This is a genomic window from Bradyrhizobium sp. GW821-FHT12B03 (genome assembly GCF_058807535.1).
The window spans coordinates 26185-49947 of record NZ_JBXAQU010000024.1 but is presented as its reverse complement, the minus strand read 5'-3'; the positions used below and the strand labels follow the sequence as shown (position 1 = coordinate 49947).

General features: G+C 65.1%; 26 protein-coding genes. 18 read left to right on the top strand and 8 right to left on the bottom strand.

The genetic code is table 11. The annotated features are described in order from the left end of the window. The first annotated feature begins 30 nt into the window (after positions 1-30). Both AC1RUR_RS33335 and AC1RUR_RS33330 read left to right on the top strand, forming a co-directional pair. Positions 31-732: an RluA family pseudouridine synthase gene (locus tag AC1RUR_RS33335; protein WP_492852147.1), complete on the top strand. Its 702-nt coding sequence runs from the start codon at positions 31-33 to the stop codon at positions 730-732. Positions 733-1007: 275 nt separating this feature from the next. Then, positions 1008-2117, top strand: coding sequence for a DUF2336 domain-containing protein (locus tag AC1RUR_RS33330; RefSeq protein WP_492851993.1), 1110 nt, complete (start codon positions 1008-1010; stop codon positions 2115-2117). A gap of 212 nt (positions 2118-2329) precedes the next feature. On the opposite strand, the gene mtaB is transcribed toward AC1RUR_RS33330, so the two are convergent. Together mtaB and dapF are read right to left on the bottom strand one after the other, a co-directional pair. After that, a complete protein-coding gene (mtaB, locus tag AC1RUR_RS33325; protein WP_492851991.1) occupies positions 2330-3583 on the bottom strand; it encodes a tRNA (N(6)-L-threonylcarbamoyladenosine(37)-C(2))-methylthiotransferase MtaB in 1254 nt (417 codons plus the stop codon). Beyond that, complete coding sequence (gene dapF, locus AC1RUR_RS33320; RefSeq protein ID WP_492851989.1) at positions 3583-4458, bottom strand: diaminopimelate epimerase; 876 nt, start codon at positions 4456-4458, stop codon at positions 3583-3585. The genes mtaB and dapF overlap by 1 nt, the downstream gene beginning before the upstream one ends. A gap of 190 nt (positions 4459-4648) precedes the next feature. Here dapF and AC1RUR_RS33315 point away from each other — a divergent pair, with 190 nt between their 5' ends. Further along, entirely contained in the window at positions 4649-5425 is a 777-nt protein-coding gene (locus AC1RUR_RS33315) for a GyrI-like domain-containing protein (RefSeq protein ID WP_492851987.1), read from the top strand. A 5-nt stretch (positions 5426-5430) separates the two neighbouring features. Continuing rightward, the gene (locus tag AC1RUR_RS33310) at positions 5431-6147 is read left to right on the top strand and encodes an SIMPL domain-containing protein (protein WP_492852145.1); all 717 of its coding nucleotides are present in this window, start codon (positions 5431-5433) and stop codon (positions 6145-6147) included. A 192-nt stretch (positions 6148-6339) separates the two neighbouring features. Here AC1RUR_RS33310 and AC1RUR_RS33305 read toward each other — a convergent pair whose 3' ends face one another. Next, entirely contained in the window at positions 6340-7404 is a 1065-nt protein-coding gene (locus AC1RUR_RS33305) for an MBL fold metallo-hydrolase (protein ID WP_492851985.1), read from the bottom strand. Positions 7405-7870: 466 nt separating this feature from the next. Between AC1RUR_RS33305 and ffh the strand changes: the two genes are divergently transcribed. From ffh to AC1RUR_RS33270, 7 genes are all read left to right on the top strand, one after another. After that, the gene (gene ffh / locus AC1RUR_RS33300; RefSeq protein WP_492851983.1) at positions 7871-9418 is read left to right on the top strand and encodes a signal recognition particle protein; all 1548 of its coding nucleotides are present in this window, start codon (positions 7871-7873) and stop codon (positions 9416-9418) included. 86 nt (positions 9419-9504) lie between these two features. Beyond that, positions 9505-9837, top strand: coding sequence for a 30S ribosomal protein S16 (gene rpsP / locus AC1RUR_RS33295; protein WP_014438992.1), 333 nt, complete (start codon positions 9505-9507; stop codon positions 9835-9837). Positions 9838-9846: 9 nt separating this feature from the next. Beyond that, complete coding sequence (gene rimM, locus AC1RUR_RS33290) at positions 9847-10404, top strand: ribosome maturation factor RimM (protein ID WP_492851981.1); 558 nt, start codon at positions 9847-9849, stop codon at positions 10402-10404. A 107-nt stretch (positions 10405-10511) separates the two neighbouring features. Further along, positions 10512-11267: a tRNA (guanosine(37)-N1)-methyltransferase TrmD gene (gene trmD, locus AC1RUR_RS33285; RefSeq protein ID WP_492851979.1), complete on the top strand. Its 756-nt coding sequence runs from the start codon at positions 10512-10514 to the stop codon at positions 11265-11267. Positions 11268-11376: 109 nt separating this feature from the next. Further along, positions 11377-11757, top strand: a complete 381-nt coding sequence (gene rplS, locus AC1RUR_RS33280; protein ID WP_027573014.1) for a 50S ribosomal protein L19 — start codon at positions 11377-11379, stop codon at positions 11755-11757. Positions 11758-12082: 325 nt separating this feature from the next. Next, positions 12083-13489, top strand: a complete 1407-nt coding sequence (leuC, locus tag AC1RUR_RS33275) for a 3-isopropylmalate dehydratase large subunit (RefSeq protein ID WP_492851977.1) — start codon at positions 12083-12085, stop codon at positions 13487-13489. A gap of 94 nt (positions 13490-13583) precedes the next feature. Further along, a complete protein-coding gene (locus AC1RUR_RS33270; RefSeq protein WP_492851975.1) occupies positions 13584-13793 on the top strand; it encodes a hypothetical protein in 210 nt (69 codons plus the stop codon). 120 nt (positions 13794-13913) lie between these two features. Here the strand turns inward: AC1RUR_RS33270 and AC1RUR_RS33265 are convergent, their stop codons facing one another. Together AC1RUR_RS33265 and AC1RUR_RS33260 are read right to left on the bottom strand one after the other, a co-directional pair. Further along, positions 13914-14441 (bottom strand): hypothetical protein, encoded by a 528-nt coding sequence (locus AC1RUR_RS33265; RefSeq protein ID WP_492851973.1) that lies wholly within the window; start codon positions 14439-14441, stop codon positions 13914-13916. Between the two features lie 150 nt (positions 14442-14591). After that, a complete protein-coding gene (locus AC1RUR_RS33260; protein ID WP_492851971.1) occupies positions 14592-14852 on the bottom strand; it encodes a hypothetical protein in 261 nt (86 codons plus the stop codon). A 271-nt stretch (positions 14853-15123) separates the two neighbouring features. Between AC1RUR_RS33260 and AC1RUR_RS33255 the strand changes: the two genes are divergently transcribed. Further along, the gene (locus AC1RUR_RS33255; RefSeq protein WP_492851969.1) at positions 15124-15333 is read left to right on the top strand and encodes a hypothetical protein; all 210 of its coding nucleotides are present in this window, start codon (positions 15124-15126) and stop codon (positions 15331-15333) included. A gap of 7 nt (positions 15334-15340) precedes the next feature. Here AC1RUR_RS33255 and AC1RUR_RS33250 read toward each other — a convergent pair whose 3' ends face one another. Continuing rightward, complete coding sequence (locus AC1RUR_RS33250) at positions 15341-15625, bottom strand: hypothetical protein (RefSeq protein ID WP_492851967.1); 285 nt, start codon at positions 15623-15625, stop codon at positions 15341-15343. Positions 15626-15787: 162 nt separating this feature from the next. Here AC1RUR_RS33250 and AC1RUR_RS33245 point away from each other — a divergent pair, with 162 nt between their 5' ends. Next, on the top strand, positions 15788-16186 hold the full coding sequence (locus tag AC1RUR_RS33245) for a metallopeptidase family protein (RefSeq protein WP_492851965.1): 399 nt from the start codon (positions 15788-15790) through the stop codon (positions 16184-16186). 12 nt (positions 16187-16198) lie between these two features. On the opposite strand, the gene AC1RUR_RS33240 is transcribed toward AC1RUR_RS33245, so the two are convergent. Continuing rightward, positions 16199-16996, bottom strand: coding sequence for a helix-turn-helix transcriptional regulator (locus AC1RUR_RS33240; RefSeq protein WP_492851963.1), 798 nt, complete (start codon positions 16994-16996; stop codon positions 16199-16201). A 101-nt stretch (positions 16997-17097) separates the two neighbouring features. Between AC1RUR_RS33240 and AC1RUR_RS33235 the strand changes: the two genes are divergently transcribed. The 5 genes from AC1RUR_RS33235 (at position 17098) to AC1RUR_RS33215 (ending at position 23259) form a co-directional block, all read left to right on the top strand. Beyond that, complete coding sequence (locus AC1RUR_RS33235) at positions 17098-17667, top strand: pyridoxamine 5'-phosphate oxidase family protein (RefSeq protein ID WP_492851961.1); 570 nt, start codon at positions 17098-17100, stop codon at positions 17665-17667. Between the two features lie 103 nt (positions 17668-17770). Then, on the top strand, positions 17771-18376 hold the full coding sequence (gene leuD / locus AC1RUR_RS33230) for a 3-isopropylmalate dehydratase small subunit (protein ID WP_007604257.1): 606 nt from the start codon (positions 17771-17773) through the stop codon (positions 18374-18376). Positions 18377-18515: 139 nt separating this feature from the next. Then, the gene (locus tag AC1RUR_RS33225; RefSeq protein WP_492851959.1) at positions 18516-19301 is read left to right on the top strand and encodes a glycosyltransferase family 32 protein; all 786 of its coding nucleotides are present in this window, start codon (positions 18516-18518) and stop codon (positions 19299-19301) included. A 303-nt stretch (positions 19302-19604) separates the two neighbouring features. After that, on the top strand, positions 19605-20054 hold the full coding sequence (locus AC1RUR_RS33220; RefSeq protein ID WP_492851957.1) for a hypothetical protein: 450 nt from the start codon (positions 19605-19607) through the stop codon (positions 20052-20054). 238 nt (positions 20055-20292) lie between these two features. Further along, positions 20293-23259, top strand: a complete 2967-nt coding sequence (locus tag AC1RUR_RS33215; RefSeq protein WP_492851955.1) for a WD40 domain-containing protein — start codon at positions 20293-20295, stop codon at positions 23257-23259. Positions 23260-23400: 141 nt separating this feature from the next. On the opposite strand, the gene AC1RUR_RS33210 is transcribed toward AC1RUR_RS33215, so the two are convergent. Beyond that, positions 23401-23751 (bottom strand): VOC family protein, encoded by a 351-nt coding sequence (locus tag AC1RUR_RS33210; RefSeq protein WP_492851953.1) that lies wholly within the window; start codon positions 23749-23751, stop codon positions 23401-23403. Positions 23752-23763: the final 12 nt, after the last annotated feature.

Below are 23763 nucleotides of genomic sequence, written 5' to 3'. Positions count from 1 at the left end.
AAACGAAAGTCTTGACCGAAAGTCTTGCAATTGCTCGATGTTCCCGAATTGACCGCCGACGAGATTTTGGCGCGCGTGCTCCATCGCGACGGGCTCATGCTGGTCATCGACAAGCCGGCCGGCCTGCCGGTGCATCGCGGCCCCAAGGGCGGCGCCAATCTGGAAGACTCCTTCGGCGCACTGTGTTTCGGCCTGCCGCGGCCGCCAGTGCTGGCCCATCGGCTGGACAAGGACACCTCCGGTTGCCTCATCCTCGGCCGCCACCGCAAGGCGACCGCTTCGCTCGGCCTGCTGTTCAAGCACGGCAAGATCGGCAAGACCTACTGGACCGTGGTCGAAGGCGGCCCTGCCGAGGACGAAGGCACCATCGATATGCCGCTCGGCCGGCTCAATGCCGAACGCGGCTGGTGGCAGAAGCCCGATCCCGAGGGCCAGAAGGCCGTCACCAACTGGAAGGTGATGGGCCGGGGCGACGGTTTCACCTGGCTTGCCATGGAACCGGTGACGGGCCGGACCCATCAATTGCGGGTGCATTCGGCCGCGACCGGCTGGCCAATCTTCGGCGATAACATCTATGGCAACGGCCCGCGCTTCGGTGAGCCGAAGCTGCATTTGCACTCCCGCGAGATCGTGGTGCCGATCTCCCGGAACAAGGAGCCGATCCGCGTGGTGGCGCCGGCTCCGCCCCACATGCACGACAAGCTCCGCGCCTGCGGGTGGAACGGGGAATAGGTACCGCTGTCGTTCACCTCTCCCGCTTGCGGGAGAGGTGCACCGAAGGCGCGGGTGAGGGCTTTGGCCTCCTGAAGATTGTCCCGTTGAGGAGAGAACCCTCTCCCCAGCCCTCTCCCGCACGCGGGAGAGGGAGCCCACTGCCTTTGCGGCAGCGGTCGAACCTGATCTGAGCACCTGGCTCCATGGTTTACGGAACGTTCAGGGCTCGTCTCTAATGATAGCGGTTGCTTAGAACAAGCTTCCGTCAATCCGCTCAGGACGAGCTGCGCGTCATGTCCACGGCCGAACTATCGATCATCGCCGAAGTCGAATCCGCGATTCGGCTCGGTTCGGCGGAAAAGGGCCTGGAAACGGCCCGGCGCGTCACCGACCTGTTCCTGTCCTCCGCCGGAAGCTTCGACGACGAGCAGATCGCGCTGTTCGACGACGTGCTCGAGCGCCTGATCGGCACCATCGAGCTGCGCGCCATGGCCGACATGGGCGCGCGCGTGGCGCTGGCCGAGATCAGCGCGCAGCTCGCGCCGATCGCACAGGCGCCGCCCTCCGTCATCCGCCGGCTCGCCAACAATGACGAGATCCGCATCGCCGGTCCTGTGCTCCAGGAATCCGCCCGCCTCGACGATGGCGAGCTGGTGAAGATTGCCTCATCCAAGGGCGAGCCGCATCTGCTCGCAGTCGCCGGCCGCTGGTGGCTGAAGGAGATCGTCACCGACGCGCTGCTGGCGCGCCACTATCCGAGCGTCAGCCGGCGGCTCGCCGCCAATCCGGGCGCGCGCGTCTCCGGAAACGGCTTTGCCATCATCGTCGGTCAGGCCGAGAGCGATCCGGAGCTCGCCGTCAGCGTCGGCGTTCGCGTCGATCTGCCATCGGAGCTGCGCCGCCAATTGCTGCGCTCGGCGACCGATGCGGTGCGCACGCGCCTGTTGTCGCGCGCCCCGCCGCATCTGTTCGAGGAAATCCAGAGCGCGATCGCCGCCGTCACCGTCGGCGTCGCGCGCGAGATGTCCGGCGTCCGCGACTTCGAAGGCGCCAAGCGCGCCATCGCAGCGCTCAAGGCATCCGGCCAGCTCAACGAGGCGACGCTGCTCGGCTTCGCCAGGCAGCGGCGCTATGAGGAAGCCGTCGCGGCGCTGGCGGCGTTGTCGCAATCTACCGTCGAGGTGATTCGCCCGCTGATGCAGAGCCTGCGCGAAGACGGCCTGCTGGTACCGTGCAAGGCGGCGCAGCTCAGCTGGGAAACCACCGCCGCCGTGCTCGAAAGCCGTTTTGCAACGGGCACGATGAAGCCGGCGGATATCGCCAGAGCGCAGGGCCATTACGCAAGAATGACGCCGGAGAATGCCCGGCGCACGCTGCGGTTCTGGCAGGTGCGGGCGTCGTAGGGCTGTTTGGGGCGCGCTGCTTCTCCGCCCTCGGTGTCGTCCCGGCGAAGGCCGGGACCCATAACCACAGGGAGCAGTTTGACGACGACGGTCCGTTACTCTGCTTGGTTGGGACAAGCACCGCGCATCACCGATAGATCACGCGGTATGGGTCCCGGCCTTCGCCGGGACGACGCTGGAGGAACAGCGCGTCGTCACTCACCGCAACGAGACTAAGCAGTCAGCCGCTGTCCATCGCTGCCGACGATCCTGACCGGCACCACACTGCCCACCCGCTCGCCCGCAATCGCCACCGGCAGATAATGCTCCGTCCGCCCCTGCCCTTCGCTCTCGATCAGCACCGCGCGCGTTGCACCCACTTCGGCTTGCATCCGCTGCCGCAACGCCGCTTCACCCGCCGCGCGCAGCCGCTTTGCACGCTCCTTGATCTCCGGCCCAGCAACCTGCGGCATCTTTGCAGCGGGCGTGCCGGGGCGGGGTGAATAGGGGAAGACGTGCAGGAAGGTGAGGCCGCAATCCTCGACGAGATCCAGCGATCGCGAAAACATCGCCTCGGTCTCGGTCGGGAAGCCCGCGATGATGTCGGCGCCGAAGGCGATATCCGGACGCAGGCGACGCACCTGTTCGCAGAACGCGATCGCATCGCTCCGCGCATGCCGCCGCTTCATGCGCTTCAGGATCATGTCGTCGCCTGACTGGAGCGACAGATGCAGATGCGGCATCAGGCGTGAATCGTCGGCGATGGCATCCAGCAGATCGTCATCAGCCTCGATCGAATCGATCGAGGAGATGCGCAGGCGCCTCAGCTCGGGCACATGCCGCAGGATCTGCCTGGTCAGCATGCCCAGCTTCGGCGCGCCCGGCAGATCGGCGCCATAGCTGGTGAGATCGACACCGGTCAGCACGATCTCGGCATGCCCGCGCTCGGCCAGCGTCCGCACCTGGTCGACCACCGCGCCCATCGGCACCGAGCGCGAATTGCCGCGGCCATAGGGAATGATGCAGAAGGTGCAGCGATGATCGCAGCCGTTCTGCACCTGCACGAACACGCGCGGCAGGCCGCTGGCAAAGCCGTCGATCAGATGCGGCGCCATCTCCCTGACCGCCATGATGTCGCTGACGGCGATCTTTTCACCGGCGCCGAGGTCGAAAGCGTTGCGCGTCTCGCGCCACGCTTCGCTGCGCATCTTGTCGTCATTGCCGACGACGCGATCGACCTCGGCCATGTCGGCGAACATCTGGCTTTGCGTCTGCGCCGCGCAGCCGGTGACGACGATGCGCGCATCGGGGCGCTCGCGCTTCAATTTGCGGATCGACTGCCGCGCCTGCGCCACCGCCTCGTTGGTGACGGCGCAGCTGTTGATGACGATGGTGTCGGAGAGCCCGGCGCCTTCCGCTTTGCTGCGGATCACCTCGGCCTCGAAGGCGTTGAGGCGGCAGCCGAAGGTGACGATGTCGACCGACATTACCCGACCGGCGCGAACAGCGCCGGATCGAACGAGCCCTCATATTCGAAGGTCGCCGTGCCCGTCATCAGCACGTGGTCGTCGCGCTCGCGCCATTCGATGCCGAGCTTGCCGCCGGGCAGCGTGATCTCGACCTTGCGCTCGGCACGCTTCAGACGCGCGGCGGCAACCGCGGTGGCGCAGGCCGCCGAGCCACAGGCCCGGGTCAGCCCGGCGCCACGCTCCCAGGTGCGGATCGTGATGTGATCGCGATCGACGATATGGGCGAGCGTGATGTTGGCGCGCTCGGGGAAGATTGGATGGTTTTCCAGCAGCGGGCCAAAGCGGCCAAGATCATAGGCGTTGACGTCGTCGACCCAGAACACCGCATGCGGATTGCCCATACTCACCGCTGACGGCGAATGCAGGATCGGATTGTCGATCGGCCCGATCTGCAATTCGATGTAGCGGGTGTCGCGAAACTCTTCCGCCAGCGGAATGTCCTGCCAGCCGAATTTTGGCGCGCCCATGTCGACGGTGTAGAGATCGGCCGCCGGGCCCTGCCAGGCATTGAGCAGGCCCGCGGCGGTCTCGAAGGTCGCCGTGGTCTGGCCGGTCTTCTCGAAGATGCGGCGGACCACGCAGCGCATGCCGTTGCCGCAGGCGCCGGCTTCCGAGCCGTCATTGTTGTAGATGCGGATGAAGGCCTCGGTGCCGTCAAGCCGCGGCTTCTGCAGCACCATGAGCTGGTCGTAGGGCACGCCGCCCTGTGCGGACGCCACCGCGCGGGCGTCGTCCGGCGTGACCGGGCCTGAGGAATCGCGCATGTCGACAACGACGATCTCGTTGCCGATGCCGTTCATCTTGGCAAATGCGTGGTTGGCCAGCGCGCTCATGAAAATTCCCGAATTTCGCCCGCCTTATATGGCGATCCTTGTCCGCTTGGCCAGTGATTTGCCGTCTGCGGCCATGACGCATCTGTCATGGGACGAATTCGGCGCTCGCGTGTTAGAACGGCGCGGTTCGCGCGAACCGGGACGCGCGGCCGGGTTAAGGCCTTGGTGGGCAAGGTCTGGGGAGAATAAAATGTATACTTTCCGTCGTCTTGTTCTGGCCGCGCTGATCCCGGCAGCGGCCTTGTCGCTTGGGCTGTCAGGCGCTCTGGCGCAGAGCCCGAGCCCGGCACCCGCTGCTTCGGCAAGCCCTTCTTCGACAAGCCCCTCACCGGCCCCGTCGGCCTCACCCGCCCCGGCCGCAAGCGCCTCGCCCGCCCCCACGGCGTCGCCTGCGGCCAGCGCCTCACCGGCTCCCGCAGCATCGCCATCGCCCGCTGCCAGCGCCTCGCCCAGCCCGGCGGCCCCGCCGCCGGCCGCGGCCGCCACCCCCGCCCCGGTGCAGACCGCCGATCCCTTCGGCCTCGAGACCACGCTCGAGTCCAGGAAGGTCGTGATGGTCAAGGGCACCGCCAATTGGGACTCGGCCTTCGACACGCTGGTCGACGCCTTCAAGGCGCTGAACACGCTGCTGGACAAGCAGGGCATCAAGCACGCCGGCAATTCGATGATCGTCTACACCTCGACCGACGACACCGGCTTCACCTTCCTCGCCGAGATCCCCGTCGATCAGGACCCGCAGAAACTGCCCAAGGACATGAGCATCGGCAAATCGCCTGAAGGCAAGGCGCTGAAATTCGTCCATCGCGGCTCCTACGACAACATGGACAACACCTATGAGGCGATCACCAATCACCTCGACGACAAGCGGCTGGAAGCCAAGGACACCTTCATCGAGGAGTACCTCACCGATCCCCTGAAGACGGCGGAGGACAAGCTCGTGATCAATGTTTTCGTGCCGCTGAAGTGAGAATGATGAAGAAACCTGTTGCCCTTGTTACGTCCCTTGCCGCCGTCCTTGCCATCACGCTGCTGGCCGCGCCCGCGCGCGCTGACGATTTTCCGTCCGCGATCTCGGTGAGCGGCGAAGCCACGGTTTCCGTGGCGCCTGATCTTGCGCAGATCGATGCCGGCGTCGCCAATGACGCCAAGACGGCGAAGGAAGCCTCCGACGCCAACAACGCCGCGATGAACAAAGTGCTGGCGGCGCTGAAGGGCGCAGGGATCGCCGAGAAGGATTACCAGACCTCACGCTTGTCGCTTCAGCCGCAATACGGCCAGAACAAATCCACCGGCGCCACGCCCGTGGTCGGCTTCCGCGCCTCCAACCGCGTCACCGTCAAGATTCGCGACGTGACCAAGGTCGCCGGCATCATCGACACGCTGGTCGGCGCCGGCGCCAACGACATCGGCAACATCTCGTTCGAGGTGACGCAGGCGTCAAAACTGCTCGACGATGCGCGCGTGCAGGCGGTGGCGGATGCGCGCCGCAAGGCCGAGGTCTACGCCAAGGCCACGGGTGTCACGCTCGGCGCGCCACTCAGCGTCTCCGAAGGCGGCGCTCCGGTGCCGCTGTTCAAGGGCCGCATGGCCGCCGAACCGATGGCCAGAGCCTCCGCCGCCGTCGCGCCGGGCGAGGAGACGCTGTCGGTGACGGTGAATGTGAGCTGGGCGATCAAGGCGGGGCAGTAAGAGGCCGTAAGAGGTACACTGCCGCGGCAACAATGGTGTCGTCCCGGCGAAGGCCGGGACCCATAACCACAGCGAGTAGTTTGGCGAAGACTGCTCGTTGTCCATCACAGCGCGGTACTGCCATCGAGTTATCACCGATAGATCACGCAGTATGGGTCCCGGCCTTCGCCGGGACGACAGCGGAGAATGCCGCTAAATCTCCACCACCTGCCCCGGCTTCATCGCCACAAACCGCTCCTGCGGAATCTTTGCGGCATCGAGCGCTTCCACCAGCGCTTTCGCCGGCGCGTCGATCGCTTCATCGGTCAGCTGGAACGTGCCGTGATGATGCCCGAGCGCTTGTTGCGCGCCGCAATCGGCCAGCGCCTTCACCGCATCTTCCGGATTCATGTGCTGGTCGCGCATGAACCAGCGCGGCTCGTAGGCGCCGATCGGGAGGATCGCGAGGCGCAGCTTCCCGTGCTTCTCGGCGACGCGGCGGAAATGCCGGCCGTCGCCATAGCCGGAATCGCAGACCACGTAGATTTTCCCGGCCGGCGTCTCCAGCACGAAACTCGCCCACAGCGCCTTGTTGCGATCGAACATGCCGCGCGCCGACCAATGCCGGGTGGGGACCAGATGCACGGCGACGCCGCCACCGAGCTCGACACGGTCGTGCCAGTCGAACGCCTCAGCCTTGATCGAGGCGTCGGTGCTGCGCATCGTGACGTCGTTGCCGAGCGGCGTCACCACGCGCGGGGCGAAATTCTTGGCGAGCCGCGACAGCGCCGCGATATCAAGGTGATCGTAGTGCCCGTGCGAGACCAGCACGACATCGATCTTCGGCAGCTTCTCGAAGGCGATGCCGGGATCGTTGTGTCGCTTCGGCCCGGCGAAGCTGACGGGCGAGACCCGCGCGGACCAGACGGGATCGACGAGGATGTTGAGGCCGCCGGTCTGGATCAGCCAGCTGGCGTGGCCGACGAAGGAGAGCCGCACCTTGTCGCCCTCGACGCGCTCCGGCGGCGCGTCAGCATGGGGGCTCGGGGCCCAGTCCGGCCAGGTCGCCCGCTGCCGCTTGCCGCTGAACTGCCAGCGCAGGACCTCACGCAACGATTTTGGCGGCACGCCATCCGGATCGAAGAAGGTCAGACCGTCGAAATGATCGGAGACCGGGCCGTCATAGGTTTTCATGCGGGACATCCAGAGGGAGGGCACGCCGATCAGGGCGCCGGCCCCGGCAAGCAGTCCGAAAACGCGGCGGCGGGTGACTGGCACGGGCGGCTTTTAGGGATGGTGCGGGTGGTAAGGCATCACCGCCTATATGGGCGGGGCCGCCCGAAAAGGAACCCATCACCAAAACGATCACATTTTCAGTACCTTGCCCTCCCAAAGGCGGTCCGGCACCCTAACTTTCCTTGACTTTTGGGCGGGAGCGGCGTTTAACCCCGCCACTTTCTCGGAAAGGCTTTCTTTTCGACCCGCCGACTGGCCCTGGAGGCCGGAGGTTAACGCCCGACAGCGCTGTGCGCCCTCGGGCGTAAAGGTGTTTGGAAGATCGCTTGCCAAGGAAGTGGTCATGCCCCGCCTTGTGCGCAATTGCGCACTGGGGCGGGGGATCCAGTACTCCGAGACGGCTCGGCTAGAACCGAACCGCCGCGGCGTACTGGATGCCCCGGTCAAGCCGGGGCATGACAGTGGTGAACGCGGCAACCCTGCGTGAGCAGGACAAGGGACAAGTGCATTGTTCGACAATCTGTCGGAACGGCTTGGTGGCATTCTCGATCGTCTGACGGGGCGCGGTGCGCTGACCGAAAAGGACGTCGACGCCGCGATGCGCGAAGTGCGCCGCGCGCTGCTGGAGGCCGACGTCGCGCTCGAAGTGGTCCGCAGCTTCACCGAACGCGTCCGCGAGCAGGCGATCGGCGCCACCGTCGTCAAGTCGGTCACGCCAGGCCAGATGGTGGTCAAGATCGTCCATGACGAGCTGATCAACACGCTCGGCGCCGAAGGCCAGACCATCGACGTCAATTCCGTGCCGCCGGTGCCGATCATGATGGTCGGTCTGCAAGGCTCGGGCAAGACCACCACCACCGCCAAGCTCGCCCGCCGCATGGTCCAGCGCGACAAGCGCAAGGTGCTGATGGCCTCGCTCGACGTCTATCGCCCGGCGGCGATGGAGCAGCTGGCCGTGCTCGGCCGCGATCTCGACATTCCGACCCTGCCGATCGTGGCGGGACAGCAGCCGGCGCAGATCGCAAAGCGCGCGCTGGAAGCCGGCAAGCTCGGCGGCTACGACGTCGTGCTGCTCGACACTGCCGGCCGCACCACGCTCGACGAAGACATGATGGCGGAAGCGGCTGCGATCAAAGCCGCCGCGAATCCGCATGAAGTGCTGCTGGTCGCCGACAGCCTCACCGGTCAGGACGCGGTCAACCTCGCCCGCGCCTTCGACGAGCGCGTCGGCCTCACCGGCATCGTGCTGACACGCGTGGACGGCGACGGCCGCGGCGGCGCGGCGCTGTCGATGCGCGCGGTCACCGGCAAGCCGATCAAGCTGATCGGCACCGGCGAAAAGACCGATGCCCTGGAGGATTTCCATCCCGATCGTATCGCCGGCCGCATCCTCGGCATGGGCGACGTGGTGTCGCTGGTCGAACGGGCCGCCGCCAATATCGATGCGGAGAAGGCCGCGCGCACCGCCGAGCGCATGCGCAAGGGTCAGTTCGACCTCAACGACATGCGCGAGCAGCTGTCGCAGATGGCGAACATGGGCGGCATCAGTGGCCTGATGGGCATGATGCCCGGCATCTCCAAGATGAAGAACCAGATCGCAGCCGCCGGGATCGACGACAAGATCTTGAAGCGCCAGGTCGCGATCATCGATTCCATGACGCGCGACGAGCGCCGTCATCCGGACCTGCTCAAGGCCAGCCGCAAGAAGCGCATCGCCGCCGGCAGTGGCCAGAGCGTCGAGCAGGTCAACAAGCTCCTGAAGATGCACCGGAACATGGCCGACGTGATGAAGGCCATGGGTTCGGGCAAGCGCGGCCCGCTCGCCGGCATCGCACAGGCCATGGGTTTTGGCGGCGGCATGAAGATGCCCTCGCCCGAAGAGATGAAGGCGATGCAGGAGAAGATGCAGGCGGGTGGCGGACAGGGTCTGCCCAGCCTGCCGAAGGATCTGCCGCCCGGTCTTCGCTCGGGCCTGCCGAATTTGCCGGGGCTCACGGGCCTCAGCGGCAAGCCGACCCTGCCGGGGCTCGGCGGTTTTCCCGGCAAGAAGAAATGAGGAATTCGTCGCACGGGATCGCATCGGTCCCGCGCAACGCGAAAGTACCAATCAACCGAACAAAACGTACTTTGAAGGAGAACTGAATGTCCGTCGTTATCCGCCTCGCCCGCGCAGGCACCAAGAAGCGTCCCGTCTATCACGTCGTCGTCGCCGACTCGCGCTTTCCGCGCGATGGCCGCTTCATCGAGCGTCTCGGCTATTTCAACCCGCTGCTGCCGAAGGACAACGAGACCCGCCTGAAGCTCGACATGGACAAGGTCAAGGCCTGGCTCGCCAAGGGCGCGCAGCCGTCGGACCGCGTGTCGCGTTTCCTCGACGCCGCCGGCGTCAAGAAGCGCGAAGCGCGCAACAACCCCGAGAAGGCCGTGCCGCGCAAGGAGCGCAAGGCGCAGGCCGAAGCCGCCGCGAAGGGTTAAGGTTAGACCATGTCGGCGCTGGTCTGCGTCGCGCGGATCGGCGCCGCGCATGGTGTGCGCGGTGCGGTCAAATTATGGACCTTCACCGAAGATCCCTTTGCCGTCAGGCATTACGGTCCGCTGCTGTCCAAGGACGGCAAGCGCCAGTTCGAGGTCGCAACGGCGCGCGAGGCTAAGGATCATCTGGTCGCGACGTTCAAGGGCGTCACGACCCGCGATGAGGCCGAGCGCCTCAACGGCATCGAGCTCTACGTCGCGCGCGACAAGCTGCCCGCGACCGACGAGGACGAATATTACCACACCGATCTGATCGGGCTCGCCGCCGTCACCACGGATGGCGATGCGCTCGGCCGCGTGCTCGCGATCCATAATTTCGGCGCCGGCGACATCATCGAGATCGCGCCGCCGAAGGGCACGTCGCTGCTGCTGCCGTTCACCAACGCGGTGGTGCCGGAGGTCGACATCGCCGGCGGCCGCGTCGTGATCGCGCTGCCGCAGGAAATTGAAGGCGATGATAGAGACGAAGGTCCCCCCACGAGTCGTCCCGGCGAAGGCCGGGACCCATAACCACGACACGTGGTTTTGGCTAAGCTAGTAGCTCCGATCATCGCAAAAGGAACTGCGGTGGCTATGGGTCCCGGCCTTCGCCGGGACGACGGATTTCTTAGGGCGCTATGACCATCCCCTCACCCTGGCGCGCGACGGTGCTGACGCTGTTTCCGGAGATGTTTCCGGGACCGCTCGGCGTGAGCCTCGCCGGCCGGGCGTTGGCCTCCGGGCTCTGGCAGATCGAGGCGCGGGACATCCGGGCCTCCGCCACCGACCGCCACCGCAGCGTGGACGACACCCCGGCCGGCGGTGGGCCGGGCATGGTGCTGCGGGCGGATGTTCTGGCGGCTGCGATTGATGCCGCGGAGATCACCCCCGAGCGGCCACGCCTGCTGATGAGCCCAAGGGGTCGGCCATTGACCCAGGCCCGGGTCCTGGAGCTCGCCAAGGGGCCGGGCCCCCTGATCGTCTGCGGGCGCTTCGAGGGGATCGACCAGCGGGTGATCGACGCCCGGGGCCTCGAGGAGGTCTCGATCGGCGATTACGTGCTGTCCGGCGGCGAAATCGCAGCCCTGGCCCTGATCGACGCCTGCGTCCGGCTGCTGCCGGGGGTGATGGGGAAGGAAGCCTCGGGAACCGAGGAAAGCTTCTCCGACGGCCTGCTCGAATACCCCCAATACACCCGCCCGCAGCTGTTCGAGGGGGTGCCGATCCCTGAGATCCTGACCTCCGGCGACCACGCCAAGGTGGCGGCCTGGCGGCGGGCCGAATCCGAGGCCCTGACGGCGGCCCGGCGGCCGGATTTGTGGGCGCAAGTCCCCGCGAAGGCCTCGAATCGGGCCGGACGGCAAAAAACGCCAAAAAACAAGACAGACGGGTGACAAACGCTCCGGCTTGCCTTATAGCAGCGGCCAAATCCGCAATGGCTGGATAGACGAATTTCGCGCAGCCCCCGTTTCCAAGGCTGGGCGCGCCGATGGAGATTTACCCATGAACCTGATCAAGCAGCTCGAGCAAGAGCAATTCGACAAGCTGTCGGCCGGCAAGGACATTCCGGAGTTCGGACCCGGCGACACCGTGATCGTCAACGTGAAGGTCGTCGAAGGCGACCGCACCCGCGTGCAGGCCTATGAAGGCGTCTGCATCGGCCGTTCCGGCGGTGGCCTCAACGAGAGCTTCACCGTCCGCAAGATTTCGTACGGCGAGGGCGTGGAGCGCGTGTTCCCGGTGATGTCGCCGATGATCGACTCGATCAAGGTGGTGCGCCGCGGCAAGGTGCGTCGCGCAAAGCTCTATTACCTCCGCAACCTTCGCGGCAAGTCGGCCCGCATCGTCGAGAAGCAGGACCGCGCGGCTGCCGTCGGCGAGTAATCGCCGCCACCAGGCGAGTTTCTAGAGAGCGCGGGGCCCAACCCCGCGCTTTTTTGTTGCGTCAGCCGTGCGCGTCAAAGCCCTCGCGCTTCCAAATCTCCCTGCTATATATTCCTGGAATGGTTCCAGATCTGACCAGCGTCGCACTCATCAAGCGCATCGTCATCGACGATCGCTCGCGGCTGCCTGGCCGGTTCTTCGGACGCTTCGCGACCTCGGCAACGTCAGAGCTTACGCGCGCAGCCTAAAAGCTGCGCTGACGATTTTGTTGCCCCGCGCGCCACCCGCGCTCTTCGCTGACACACATTCTTCGGAGCTCAAGCTCATGTCCAAGCCGACCACCTTGTACGACAAGATCTGGAACGACCATCTGGTGCACGAAGCCGACGACGGCACCTGCCTGCTCTATATCGACCGCCATCTGGTGCACGAGGTGACCTCGCCGCAGGCGTTCGAAGGCCTGCGCGCCACCGGGCGCAAGGTGCATTCGCCGGAAAAGACGCTCGCCGTCGTCGACCACAACGTGCCGACCACCGACCGCACCAAGCCGAACCCCGATCCTGAGAGCATCGAGCAGATCAAGGCGCTGGCCGACAACGCCAAGGAATTCGGCATCGAATATTACAACGAGTTCGACCGGCGACAGGGCGTCGTCCACGTCATCGGCCCCGAGCAGGGCTTTACGCTGCCCGGCACCACCATCGTCTGCGGTGACAGCCACACCTCGACGCATGGCGCGTTCGGCGCGCTCGCGCACGGCATCGGCACGTCGGAAGTCGAGCACGTGCTGGCGACGCAGACGCTGATCCAGAAGAAGGCGAAGAACATGCGCGTCACCGTCGACGGCAAATTGCCTGACGGCGTGACGGGCAAGGATATTATTTTGGCCATCATCGGCGAGATCGGCACCGCGGGCGGCACCGGCTACGTGCTGGAATACGCCGGCGATGCGATCAGCGCGCTCAGCATGGAAGGCCGCATGACGGTCTGCAACATGTCGATCGAAGGCGGCGCCCGCGCCGGTCTCGTCGCGCCCGACCAGAAGGCGTTCGACTTCCTGCGCGGCCGTCCGAAGGCGCCAAAGGGCGCGGACTGGGATGCGGCGATGCGCTACTGGGAGCGCCTGCGCTCCGACGACGGCGCGCATTTCGACAACGAGCTGCGCCTCGACGCGGCCAAGCTGCCGCCGATCGTGACCTGGGGCACCAGCCCCGAGGACGTCATCTCGGTGACCGGCATCGTGCCCGATCCTGATAAGATCGCGGACGAGGCCAAGCGTCTCTCCAAGCACCGCGCGCTGAAATATATGGGCCTGACCGCAGGCACGAAGATCACCGACATCAAGCTCGACCGCATCTTCATCGGCTCCTGCACCAACGGCCGCATCGAGGACTTACGCGCCGCAGCGAAGATCGCGGAAGGCAAGTCCGTTTCGGCGCATGTCAGCGCCATGGTCGTGCCGGGGTCCGGCCTCGTGAAGGAGCAGGCCGAAGCCGAGGGTCTGGACAAGATCTTCATCAAGGCCGGCTTCGAATGGCGCGAGCCCGGTTGCTCGATGTGCCTTGCCATGAACCCGGACAAGCTGAAGCCGGAAGAGCGTTGCGCCTCGACCTCGAACCGCAACTTCGAGGGCCGCCAGGGCTTCAAGGGCCGCACGCATCTCGTCTCGCCGGCAATGGCGGCGGCGGCCGCGATCGCGGGTCACTTCGTCGACGTCAGGGAGTGGCGCTAAGCTGCTTCCTGCAATTTGAGCTAAAGCGGCAAACCGCCGTTAAGCGGCTTCGCCCACATTGCGTCCTCGCGACGGCTTCGCGAGGACGCACCTCATGGCCAACAAGCCTGAATATGTCGATCTGATCAGCGACGCCACCCGCCAGCACCGGCGGCGCGCGACGCCGCTGCGCATCGTCGCCAAGCCCGAGGTCGAGGAGACCTCTAAGCTCAGCCGCTGGCCACCGGCGATGTTCAAGCAGTGGAAGCTCGAGAACCTGATGCGGTGGAAGTCCGCATCATGGAAGCTGAAGGATTGGCTGTAGCCACCTTCTCCGTCATGCCCGGGCTCGTCCCGGGCATCCACGAACTTCCTTTATGCGCACCCCAAGAACGTGGATGGCCGGGACAAGCCCGGCCATGACGCTCCGCGTTAACTCACATCATCAATAGTAGCGGTACGGATGGTGCCAGCGATGCCAGCGGCAGATGCGGCGCGGACCGTAATAGGTCCAGATGACCCGGCAGCGGCGCGGATAGTGATAGGAGGGATAGTAGCCGCCGTAATAATGCCGCCGGTGGATGTGGCGATAGCCGTAATGGGGGCGATAGATCCCGTAGCGATGATAGCCGCCATGGTGGTGAATTCCGCCGTAGCGAATGCCACCGCCATGAAAGGCCGGCGCGGCGCGGAAGCCGCCGCCATGGATGCCGCCGAAATGTCCGCCGCCACCGCGGAAGCCGCCGCCGTGAAAATGTCCACCACCACCATGTCCGCCATGCCCCCCGCCGCCGTGGCGGACCTGCGTGACGAGGTCGTCGCTTGCAGCCTTCGCCGCCGGCAACGCCGTCGGATTGATCGGAGTCATCGCCTCGGCACGGCGCGCAGTCCCGCCTGACAGCATCAACGCGGCAACGGCCGCGAGCCCGAGCAAGCGCATCGAGCCCGTCCCAACACCCAAGATCCTCAGCATGGAATTCTCCCTGAACCTGGACAGCGGCATTGCGGCGCAGCGTCTCACGCCGCTGCTGTTCATTTGGCTGTTCATTTGCGGTCGCTCCCAAGATTAAATTAGGGACAGCGACGTGAACGCCTCATGAATGAACGACGCCCGCACGTGCCGTCACCAAAACGGGCCATAGCCGATCACGAAGGGCGCGGGCACAGCGTAGGGATAAGGACGATAGGAGACGGGCCGTGCGTAATAATGCGGATCATCGCGCGCAAAGCGCCGCGCAATATCGTCATGTCGCGCGTGTCGTCGCACATCGAAAACGGCGCGTCCTGCCGAAGCATCCGGCTTCGTGATTCTCTGCGTCGCGGACGCATGCGGCAAACCAGCGGCGAGCCCGACGAGAACAGCCAATGCAGACCATTTCACCATGACGACCTCCGCGCCAGTCATATCGCTCTTGCAGGGCACGTGCCGAGCGGACATGACGACGCAAGGACCAGAGCCAAGACTTCTAGAGCCAAGCCTTAAAGACTCAACCCTGGAGCCTCACGCCTGAATCGGCTATGGATGAATGCGCCCCGGACATGAATGCCGAGCGCCCGCGACAAGTTCCTGAGATCAGGCGCAACATTTCAGGCGCCACCAAACCGGCCGTCAGCGACGAACGTATCTTCTGGTCAAGCGAATGCAGGAGATGGTCATGCCGAATTCCAAGGGAATGCGGATATCTCGCCTCGCGATCACAGCGAGCCTTGCGCTCGGTGCGAGCTCGGCGATTGCCGCGCAGGGACCGGGCGTCGAGGCCGGCGCGGCAAGCCCGCTGACTCAGCTCGTGATGACGATCCTGGTCTATGGCGCGTCCGCAGCTGTCGTCGGCGCCGGCCTGATCGGCGCACTGCGCGGGAATTGAGGGCGCCTCAGCCCCGGCGCCAGTAGCAGCTCATATGCGGCACGATCACCGTGCCGCTGGGCCGGTATTCCTGCACATAGGTGGCGTTGCACTCGCGGACCGCATCGGGCCCCGGATTGTAGCGCGGATAGACGCCGTCCGGACTGTAATAGGGCGTGACGCGCAGCCTGGGCCGCTTGCGCGGCGGCGGCGCGTCGGGCGGGACGGCCTGGGCCAGCCGGATGTCAGGACCAGCCGTCTGGGCTTGGGCCGGGATTAGGGCGCCGACAAAAAACGTCGAAAACAACCCCATGCACAGTAGAACCGGTCCTGCTGTTCCCGCCCGCATCACACCACCACTGACCTGAGCCATCCCCTTGATGCGTCGTACGCTCCTCGTTTTCACGCGCAACGTCAACGCCCGATCCCTATAAAGCCAGATGCATCAGCGGGGAACCCGCGCTAAGAGAGGCGCATGTGGACGGAATTGAAGGCGCCTTCGCTGGCCGAGATGGAAGCGACGGCCCATGACTTGTTCGAGCGCCTGCCCGCGGAGTTTCGCGGGCTGTGCGAGGGCGTGATCATCCGCGTCGACGACTTCCCGACCGAGGAGGTCCTGGACGAGATGGAGTGCGAGAGCGAGTTCGACCTGCTCGGCCTGTTCCAGGGCGTCGGCCTGCCGCAGCAGAGCTTTGGCGACGTGGCGCGGCTGCCCAACATGGTCTGGCTCTACCGCCGGCCGATCCTGGACTACTGGGCCGAGCACGACGAGAGCCTCGGCCATATCGTCCGCCACGTTCTGATCCACGAGATCGGCCATCATTTCGGCCTCTCGGACGACGATATGGCCGCGATTGAGGCTCAGGCGGAGTAGGACGCGAACCCGTCAAGACGCTGACGGTGCGGGCAGAAGCATCGTCAGGCGATAGTCGGGCCAGCCCGCGAGAGACAGCGACACCTGCTGATAGTGCAGCAGTCCCATGGTCGGATGATTGAACGCACGTTCGCCGCCTTCGCGTGCCAAGACCCCCTGTGTCTCCCAGCAGCGCTCGAAGTCGGGGCTTCCAATTCTCAGTTCCTCCACGAGCCGGCGAATGTCCGGATCGTCGGAGTAGGCCGTCACCGCGGCACGGAACTCCGCGACGACGCGATGTGCGCGGGACGCCCAGTCGAGGATGAGGGTTCGAGCCTCAGGCCTGACGAAGATGTAGCGCAGCAGATTTTTTTCGCCGTCAGCATCGAGCCATCCTGCAAACAGCCGGGACGCTTTCGCATTCCAACGGCGCGCGCTCCATGTGCGATCGAGGATGTAGGCAGGGCCATTGATCGCATCGACACAGGCCAGCACCCGCTCCGGCGGATCGTCCCTGTTGCCCGGTCGCTCGGAATCGCGTTTGCCCGCAACTTCGAACAGATAGCTGCGCTCGGCGCGTGACAGGCGCAATCCGCGTGCGAGGCGTGCAAGTGTCGAAGCAGAGACGGACACATCGCGCCCCTGCTCGATCCAGGTGTACCAGGTGACGCTCAATCCGCAGAGCTGAGCGACCTCCTCGCGACGGAGGCCGGGGGTGCGCCGTCGCGGTCCAGCGGCGAGGCCAAATTCTGCCGGGGACTGGCGCTCTCGGAGCGCCCGCAGGAACGCGCTCAGCGAGAGAGCCGGAGCGATCGGGTCTGGTCTTTTCATGGTGGTATTTATACCAGCATAAAGAGTGTTCTTAAACGGGTATCTATACCGTGCTAGCTCTTGATCGAGGCGTCGTCGCTGCGAACAGGGGACGGACGGGCATGGGCAGGCAATTCGCCAGGATCGAACCGGAGCACAGGGCTTTCATCGAGCGGCAGAGGATCTTCTTCGTCGCGAGCGCCCCACCGAAGGGGCGCATCAACGTGTCTCCCAAAGGCCTGTCGTCGTTCCGGGTGCTCGGAGAGACTGACGTCGCCTATCTCGATTGCACTGGCAGCGGCAGCGAGACCCGCGCGCACCTCATCGCATCCGACGACAAGCGGTTGACCATCATGTTTTGCGCCTTCGAAGGCGATCCGGTGATCCTGCGGCTCTATGGCCAGGGTCGCTCGCTCATGCGCGGCACGCCTGATTACGCCGATCTCATTCCGAGGTTCGACGACATGGCCGGGGCGCGCCAGATCGTACGCCTCTCGGTTGACCTCGTGCAGACGTCGTGTGGTATGGGCGTGCCGCTGTTCGACTACAGACAAGAACGCGGCAGCCTCGTGCGCTACTGGACGGCGCAAGGCGTCGACAAGTTGCGAAAATACTGGGGTCTGAAGAACATGAAGAGCATCGATGGCCTGCCGACCGACTTTGCCCCTGACCGCATGGCTCCGCCAGGCTGACTACGAACCTGTTGCAACCCTGGGCCTGCAGAATCCGGCCTAGGATTCGCGTATCAACCGGGCTAAACAGCCCTCCCCTGACTTCAAAACCGGGAAGCCTGAAATGGACAAGTTCACCACGCTGGAAGGCGTCGCGGCGCCGCTGAAGATCATCAATGTCGACACCGACATGATCATTCCGAAGCAGTACCTCAAGACCATCAAGCGCACCGGCCTTGGCAAGGGGCTCTTCTCCGAGCAGCGCTACAAGGACGACGGCAGCGAGAACCCTGATTTCGTCCTCAACCAGCCCGCCTATCGCAATGCGAAGGTGCTGGTGGCCGGCGACAATTTCGGCTGCGGCTCGAGCCGCGAGCACGCGCCCTGGGCGCTGCTCGATTTCGGCATCCGCTGCGTGATCTCGACCTCGTTCGGCGACATCTTCTACAACAACTGCTTCAAGAACGGCATTCTGCCGATCCGCGTTGCCCAGGAAGACCTCGACAAGCTGTTCGACGACGCCGAGCGCGGCGCCAATGCGACGCTGACGATCGACCTGCCGAACCAGGAGATTCGCGGTCCCGACGGCGGCAAGGTCAAGTTCGAGATCGACCCGTTCCGCAAGCACTGCCTGATCAACGGCCTCGACGACATCGGTCTCACCATGGAGAAGAAGGCCTCGATCGACACCTACGAGGAAAAGCTCAAGCGCGAACGCGCCTGGGCTTGATCTCATATTTCTCGAGCATGATCTTTCCGGAAAACCGCTGCACACGTTTCCGGATCATGCTCTAATTTTCGTTTCAGCCCCGGCGCCGGAAATGCCGGGGCTTTTTCTTTGCCTTGGTTTTCCCGTATAGCGTTCCTGCATGCTGCCCGACATCGTCACCTTCTGGCACGGCCCGATGGACGCTCTGCGCCAGACCTGTCTGCGCTCGCAGATTGCGGCCGGCCACAAGGTCACGGTCTACAGCTTCGACACCATTCCCGGCCTGCCCGCGGGCGTCGGCAATGCGGACGCCGAAGCGATCCTGCCGCATGCGTTCTCCGAGCGGTTGCGGCCGCCGCAGCCGGATGGCAGCTGGCGCGACTGGACCACGCTGCAGTTCAGCGACTTCTTCCGCATGAAGCTGATGGCGAAGGGCCTCGGCCTCTGGCTCGACGCCGACGTGCTGCTCTTGAAGCCGGTCGAGATCGATCCGGCAAAACCCTATTTCGCCTGGGAGCGGCCGCGCCAGCTCGGCAATTCCGTGATCTATCTGCCGGCGGAGCACGGTATCGTTGCCGCCTTCGAGGAATTGATGGAGCAGGAAGAGCTGACGCCGAACTGGCTGTCGGTGCGCCATCGCATCACCTTCATGATGCGCCGCCTGCGCGGCGGCTCCAGCCGCCTCTCCGACATTCGCGTCGCGATCTTCGGGCCGGCCGCGCTGACCGCGCTCGCGCGCCGCACCGGCGAACTCGCCTGCGCGCTGCCGAAGCAATCGTTCTACGCCGTGCACGCCGAGCCAAAATTGTTCTTCGATCCCTCGAGCTATCTCGGCTTCGTCACCGACCCCGACGTCATCGGCCTGCACATCTCGCCCAAGGGCCGCGGCGGCGAGAAGCCGATCCCGGGCAGCCTGTATGCGTGGGCGGCGGAGCGGTTTGCGTAATTCTCCTCTGCTTCGGTAACCGCATAGAAGCGTCGAAAGAGGTCGTCATGCCCGGGCTTGTCCCGGGCATCCACGTTCTTCGCGCTGTCCAGCAAGGCGTGGATGGCCGGGTCAAGCCCGGCCATGACGATGCGGAAGGATTTGCGCCCTACACGCGATCACATTGCACCCGTCGCGGACACGCCGCACCGCGTCCGGGACACGAGACCGATCTTACATCACTTCCCGTTTGATCCAGCGCAACGCGCCTCTGCATCATTGTGCTCTATTCGGCTCAATTCCACGACCCAAACGGAGCCTCGCATGAGCACCGCAAGCAGGCCTTATCCCAGAGTTCAGGATCTCATCGACTCCTTCGCGAGCTGGCTGAAGCATCGCCGCGAGCTGAACGAGATTCGGCAGCTCGATCGTGCCGATTTCGACCGGATCGCGAGCGACCTCAGGATTGCGCCCGACGACCTCGAAGAGCTGGTCCGTCATGGCAAGCATGCCGCCGACGAACTGCCGAAGATGCTCGAGGAGCTCGGCATCAGCGCCGAAGGGCTCGGACGCGCGCAACCGCTGCTGCTGCGCGACATGGAACGGGTCTGCTCGCTGTGCAGCCACAAGAGCCAATGCGATCGCGAGCTGGCCGACGGCACCGCCGCGGAGAACTACCACGGCTTCTGCGCCAATGCCTCGACACTGGAGTCGCTCGATCGCAGCACCTCGGCGCAGCAGGACAACCAGAAGCCGGCGCTCCCGGTCCTGTAGACCGGCCCGTCACAAGCTTCTTGCACAGGCCCGGATGCGGGCCTGTTCCGGCCGTTTTTCCAAACCTTCTTCAATGGCTTAGCCCGCTCAGCCATGGCGGCACTCGCAGGTGCGGACAGGTGTGAAGCACCTCATATGCGCGCCGGGCGCATCGGTCTAACCTGGACCTTGTTCGCCTCGCGCCTATCATGATCCTCCTTTGCGATCATTGCGTGCTTGGTTCCGCAAGGGACATGCCATGGACGCCGCCATTGCCGCGCAAGCTGCTGTCGCCGCGACGAGCAACCGCGACCGGAAGACCCGCGTCTTCATTTCCTATTCCCGCAAGGATTCCGTCTTTTCCAACCGGCTCGTCGACGCCCTCAACGCGCGCGGCTTCGAAGCCTATCTGGACAAGAAGGACATCCTGCCGGGCGAGCCCTGGCAGGAGCGGCTGGAGGGGCTGATCCTGTCTGCCGACGCGATCGGCATCGTCGTCAGCCCCGACCTGATCGCATCTCGCGTCTGCGCGTGGGAAGCCGAACGAACCGAGAGTTTGCAGAAAAAGCTGCTGCCGCTGCTGTATCGGCCCGTCGCCGACGCCGACCTGCCGCCGCGCCTGGCGCGCCTCAACTACATCTTCCTGCGCGACGAGGATGATTTCGAGGCCGGACTGTCGACGCTCGCGGTTGCCCTCGATACCGACATCGCCTGGATCCGCCAGCACACGCGCATCGGCGAGCTGGCGCAAAGGTGGGACGGCGCCGGCCGCCCGGCATCCGGAGGCCGGTTGCTGCGCGGCGAGGAATTGACCGACGCCGAAGCCTGGCTGCTCACCTCGCCCAAGGGCGCGCCGGACCCGACCGAGCTGCAGCGCGCCTATGTCCATGCCAGCCGCCTGTTCGAGACCAGCGAGATCGAGAAGGAACGCGCCGCGATCGCGCGCACGCGGCGTTTCCAGCGACGAAGCGCCTGGGCGCTCGCCGGCATCGCAGGGCTCGTCGTTGCCGGCGCTGGCTACGTGCTGTGGCAGCAGCGCGAAACGGATCGTCGCGAGACCCTGGTGATGACGAGCGCGGCAGATCGCGCCATCGCCGAGAAGAAATACGACACGGCCATGCGGATCGCGGTGCGGGGCCTGCCACCCCCGGGGCGTTCGCCGGTGGCGCTGGGCTGGTCGACCAGCGAGGTCGCGGGACTCGAGGCGAAGCTCGCCGGCGCGGCACAGCTCAGCCGGCTGCAACGCGTGCAGTCAGGACACAGTGATGCAGTCAACAGCGTTGCCATCAGTGCCGACGGCACGCGCATCGTCAGCGGCTCGTCGGACCGGACTGCCCGGGTATGGGACGCGCGAAGCGGGGAGCTGCTGCACGAGCTCAAGCATGACGGTGCGGTCAGTCACGTCGCATTCCGCCCTGACGGCAGGCGCGTCCTCACGGTATCATCGAACAGCAAGGCTGGTGTCGTGCGTTCGTGGGATACCGCCAGCGGCGCGCCATTGGGCGAGATCAAGATTGCCTCCAACATCAACTTCATCGCGCGCCCGCTCGCCGGCGTAGCGTTTGTCGCCGACGGGACGCGGGCCCTGGTGGTCAAGGGATTCGGACAAGCTCAGCTGTGGGACCTCACCAGCGGCAAGGTGATCAGAGAGTTCAAGGACAAGGCTCGCTATGTCGTGAACGCGGCGATCGGCCGCGACGGCACGCGAGCCATCATCGCTGGAATGGAAACGGCCCAGATCTGGGACACCGACAGCGGCACCATGCTGCGCGAGCTGACCGGACACACGGACTTCATTCATGCCGTTGCGTTCAGTCCGGACGGAACGCGAGTCGCCACCGGCGCGGGCGACCGGGTCGCACGCGTGTGGGAGACAGACACCGGCAAGCTCGTCGGAGAATTCCTGCGCCATGATGCGGAGGTCAAGGCTGTTGCGTTCAGCGCGGACGGATCGACCCTCGCCACGGCATCAGCGGACAAGACCGTACGATTGTGGGATATTGCCAGCGGCGAGTTGCTGCGCGAACTCAGGGGACATGCCGACGACGTCACGAGCGTCGCATTCGACGCCGATGGCCGCATCGTCTCGGGATCGGCAGACCGCACATTACGCGTCTGGGATGTGTCGGAGGGATCGCGGCCGCTCCATCATGACGGCCCTGTCATGGCCGCCGCCTTCGACTCGACCGGCTCACGCGTGATCACGGCATCGGCCGACAAGACGGCCCGCATCTGGGATGCCGCCAGTGGGACGATGATCCGTGAGCTGCCCCACAACAGCCAGGTCGACCAGGCAGTCTTCAGCCCCGACGACGCGCTCATCCTGACGATGTCCGAGAACATCGTCCGCATCTGGGATGCCGCCACAGGTGCGCCTCGCGGCGAGCTGCGCAACGACAGCGGCATCTTTGGTGCGAGGTTCATCGCCGACGGCACCAATACGCATGTCGTCCTGATCTTCAGCAAGCACGCGGCGATCTGGGACGCGCTCAGCGGCACGCTGGTGCGCGAGCTGAAAAACAACGACGGCAGCTTTGGCTCTCCCGCCGTCAGCGCCGATGGTCGGCGTATCGCCGACCGGACCAAAGACCACGCCCGGGTCTGGGATGCCACAACCGGCGCGCTGGTGCGGGACATCACAAGCCCTGGCGGGCCGTCGGTGATGAGCACGGCGTTGAGTCCGGACGGCAAACGTCTCGTCACCGCGGAGTCCACCGGCCTTGCCCGGGTATGGAACGTTGAAACCGGCGGGATGCTGCACGAGCTCAACGGCCACTCCGCCCTGGTGTCGAGCGCCGCGTTCAGCCCTGACGGATTGCGCATCGTCACGGCCGCGAATGACCGCACCGCGCAGATCTGGGATGCCGGGAGCGGCCAGACTCTTCGTGGGATCGACGGCCATGACCGTAACCTGAACACGGCCGTCTTTAGTCCCGACGGCGGGCGCGTGCTCACCGCATCCAGAGACGGGACCGCCCGCCTGTGGGACGTGAGCCTCGGGACCACGGTGCGCGGCGACGCCCTCGTCCGCACCGTCTGCACGCAAAAGCTCATCGGCGCGCAGAGCTTCACGGCTCACGATTCAATCGATCCGATCCTCGTCGGCCTCGCCGGCGTGAATCCTTGCCGCCGACATGGCCCCCTGTCATCAGTATACTGGACCGATCTCGGCCATGCCGCCGTCGAACGGCTCAAGAATCTGATCGGGCTCAATTCGCGAAGCTGACGCGGACCTGCACCATTGTGCCTAATCAGGCTCCAATTGCGCCGTCCGAATGGAGCTTCACATGAGCGCTGCTTGCGCCGCGCTGATGGTATGGCGAAGGAGTTTTCGCTGCCAAGTGACCGTCAACCACGGCGGACAACGTCACACGTGAGCCAGAATATTGACCAGTCGTCCGAAAGGATCGCGCACGTAAAATCTGCGCACACCCCACGGCTCCGTCGCAGGTCCATACTCCAATGGGACGCCGGCTCGCGCCATTCTGCGCAATGCTTCATCCAGGTCATCGACCTCGATCGAAAGATCCGGCACCGCCGTACCTGAGCCGCCTTCGCTTGCGATGCTCAGTTGTGGTGTCATTTTCGATGAGGCCGCGAATGTCGCGATCCATCCCTGGTCCATGACGACCTCCAGCCCGAGGATGTCCTGGTAGAATCGGCGGGCCAGCGATACGTCAGCTGCGGCGATGTTCGTGACGATGCGCTTCACTTTCATGGAGCAGCTATC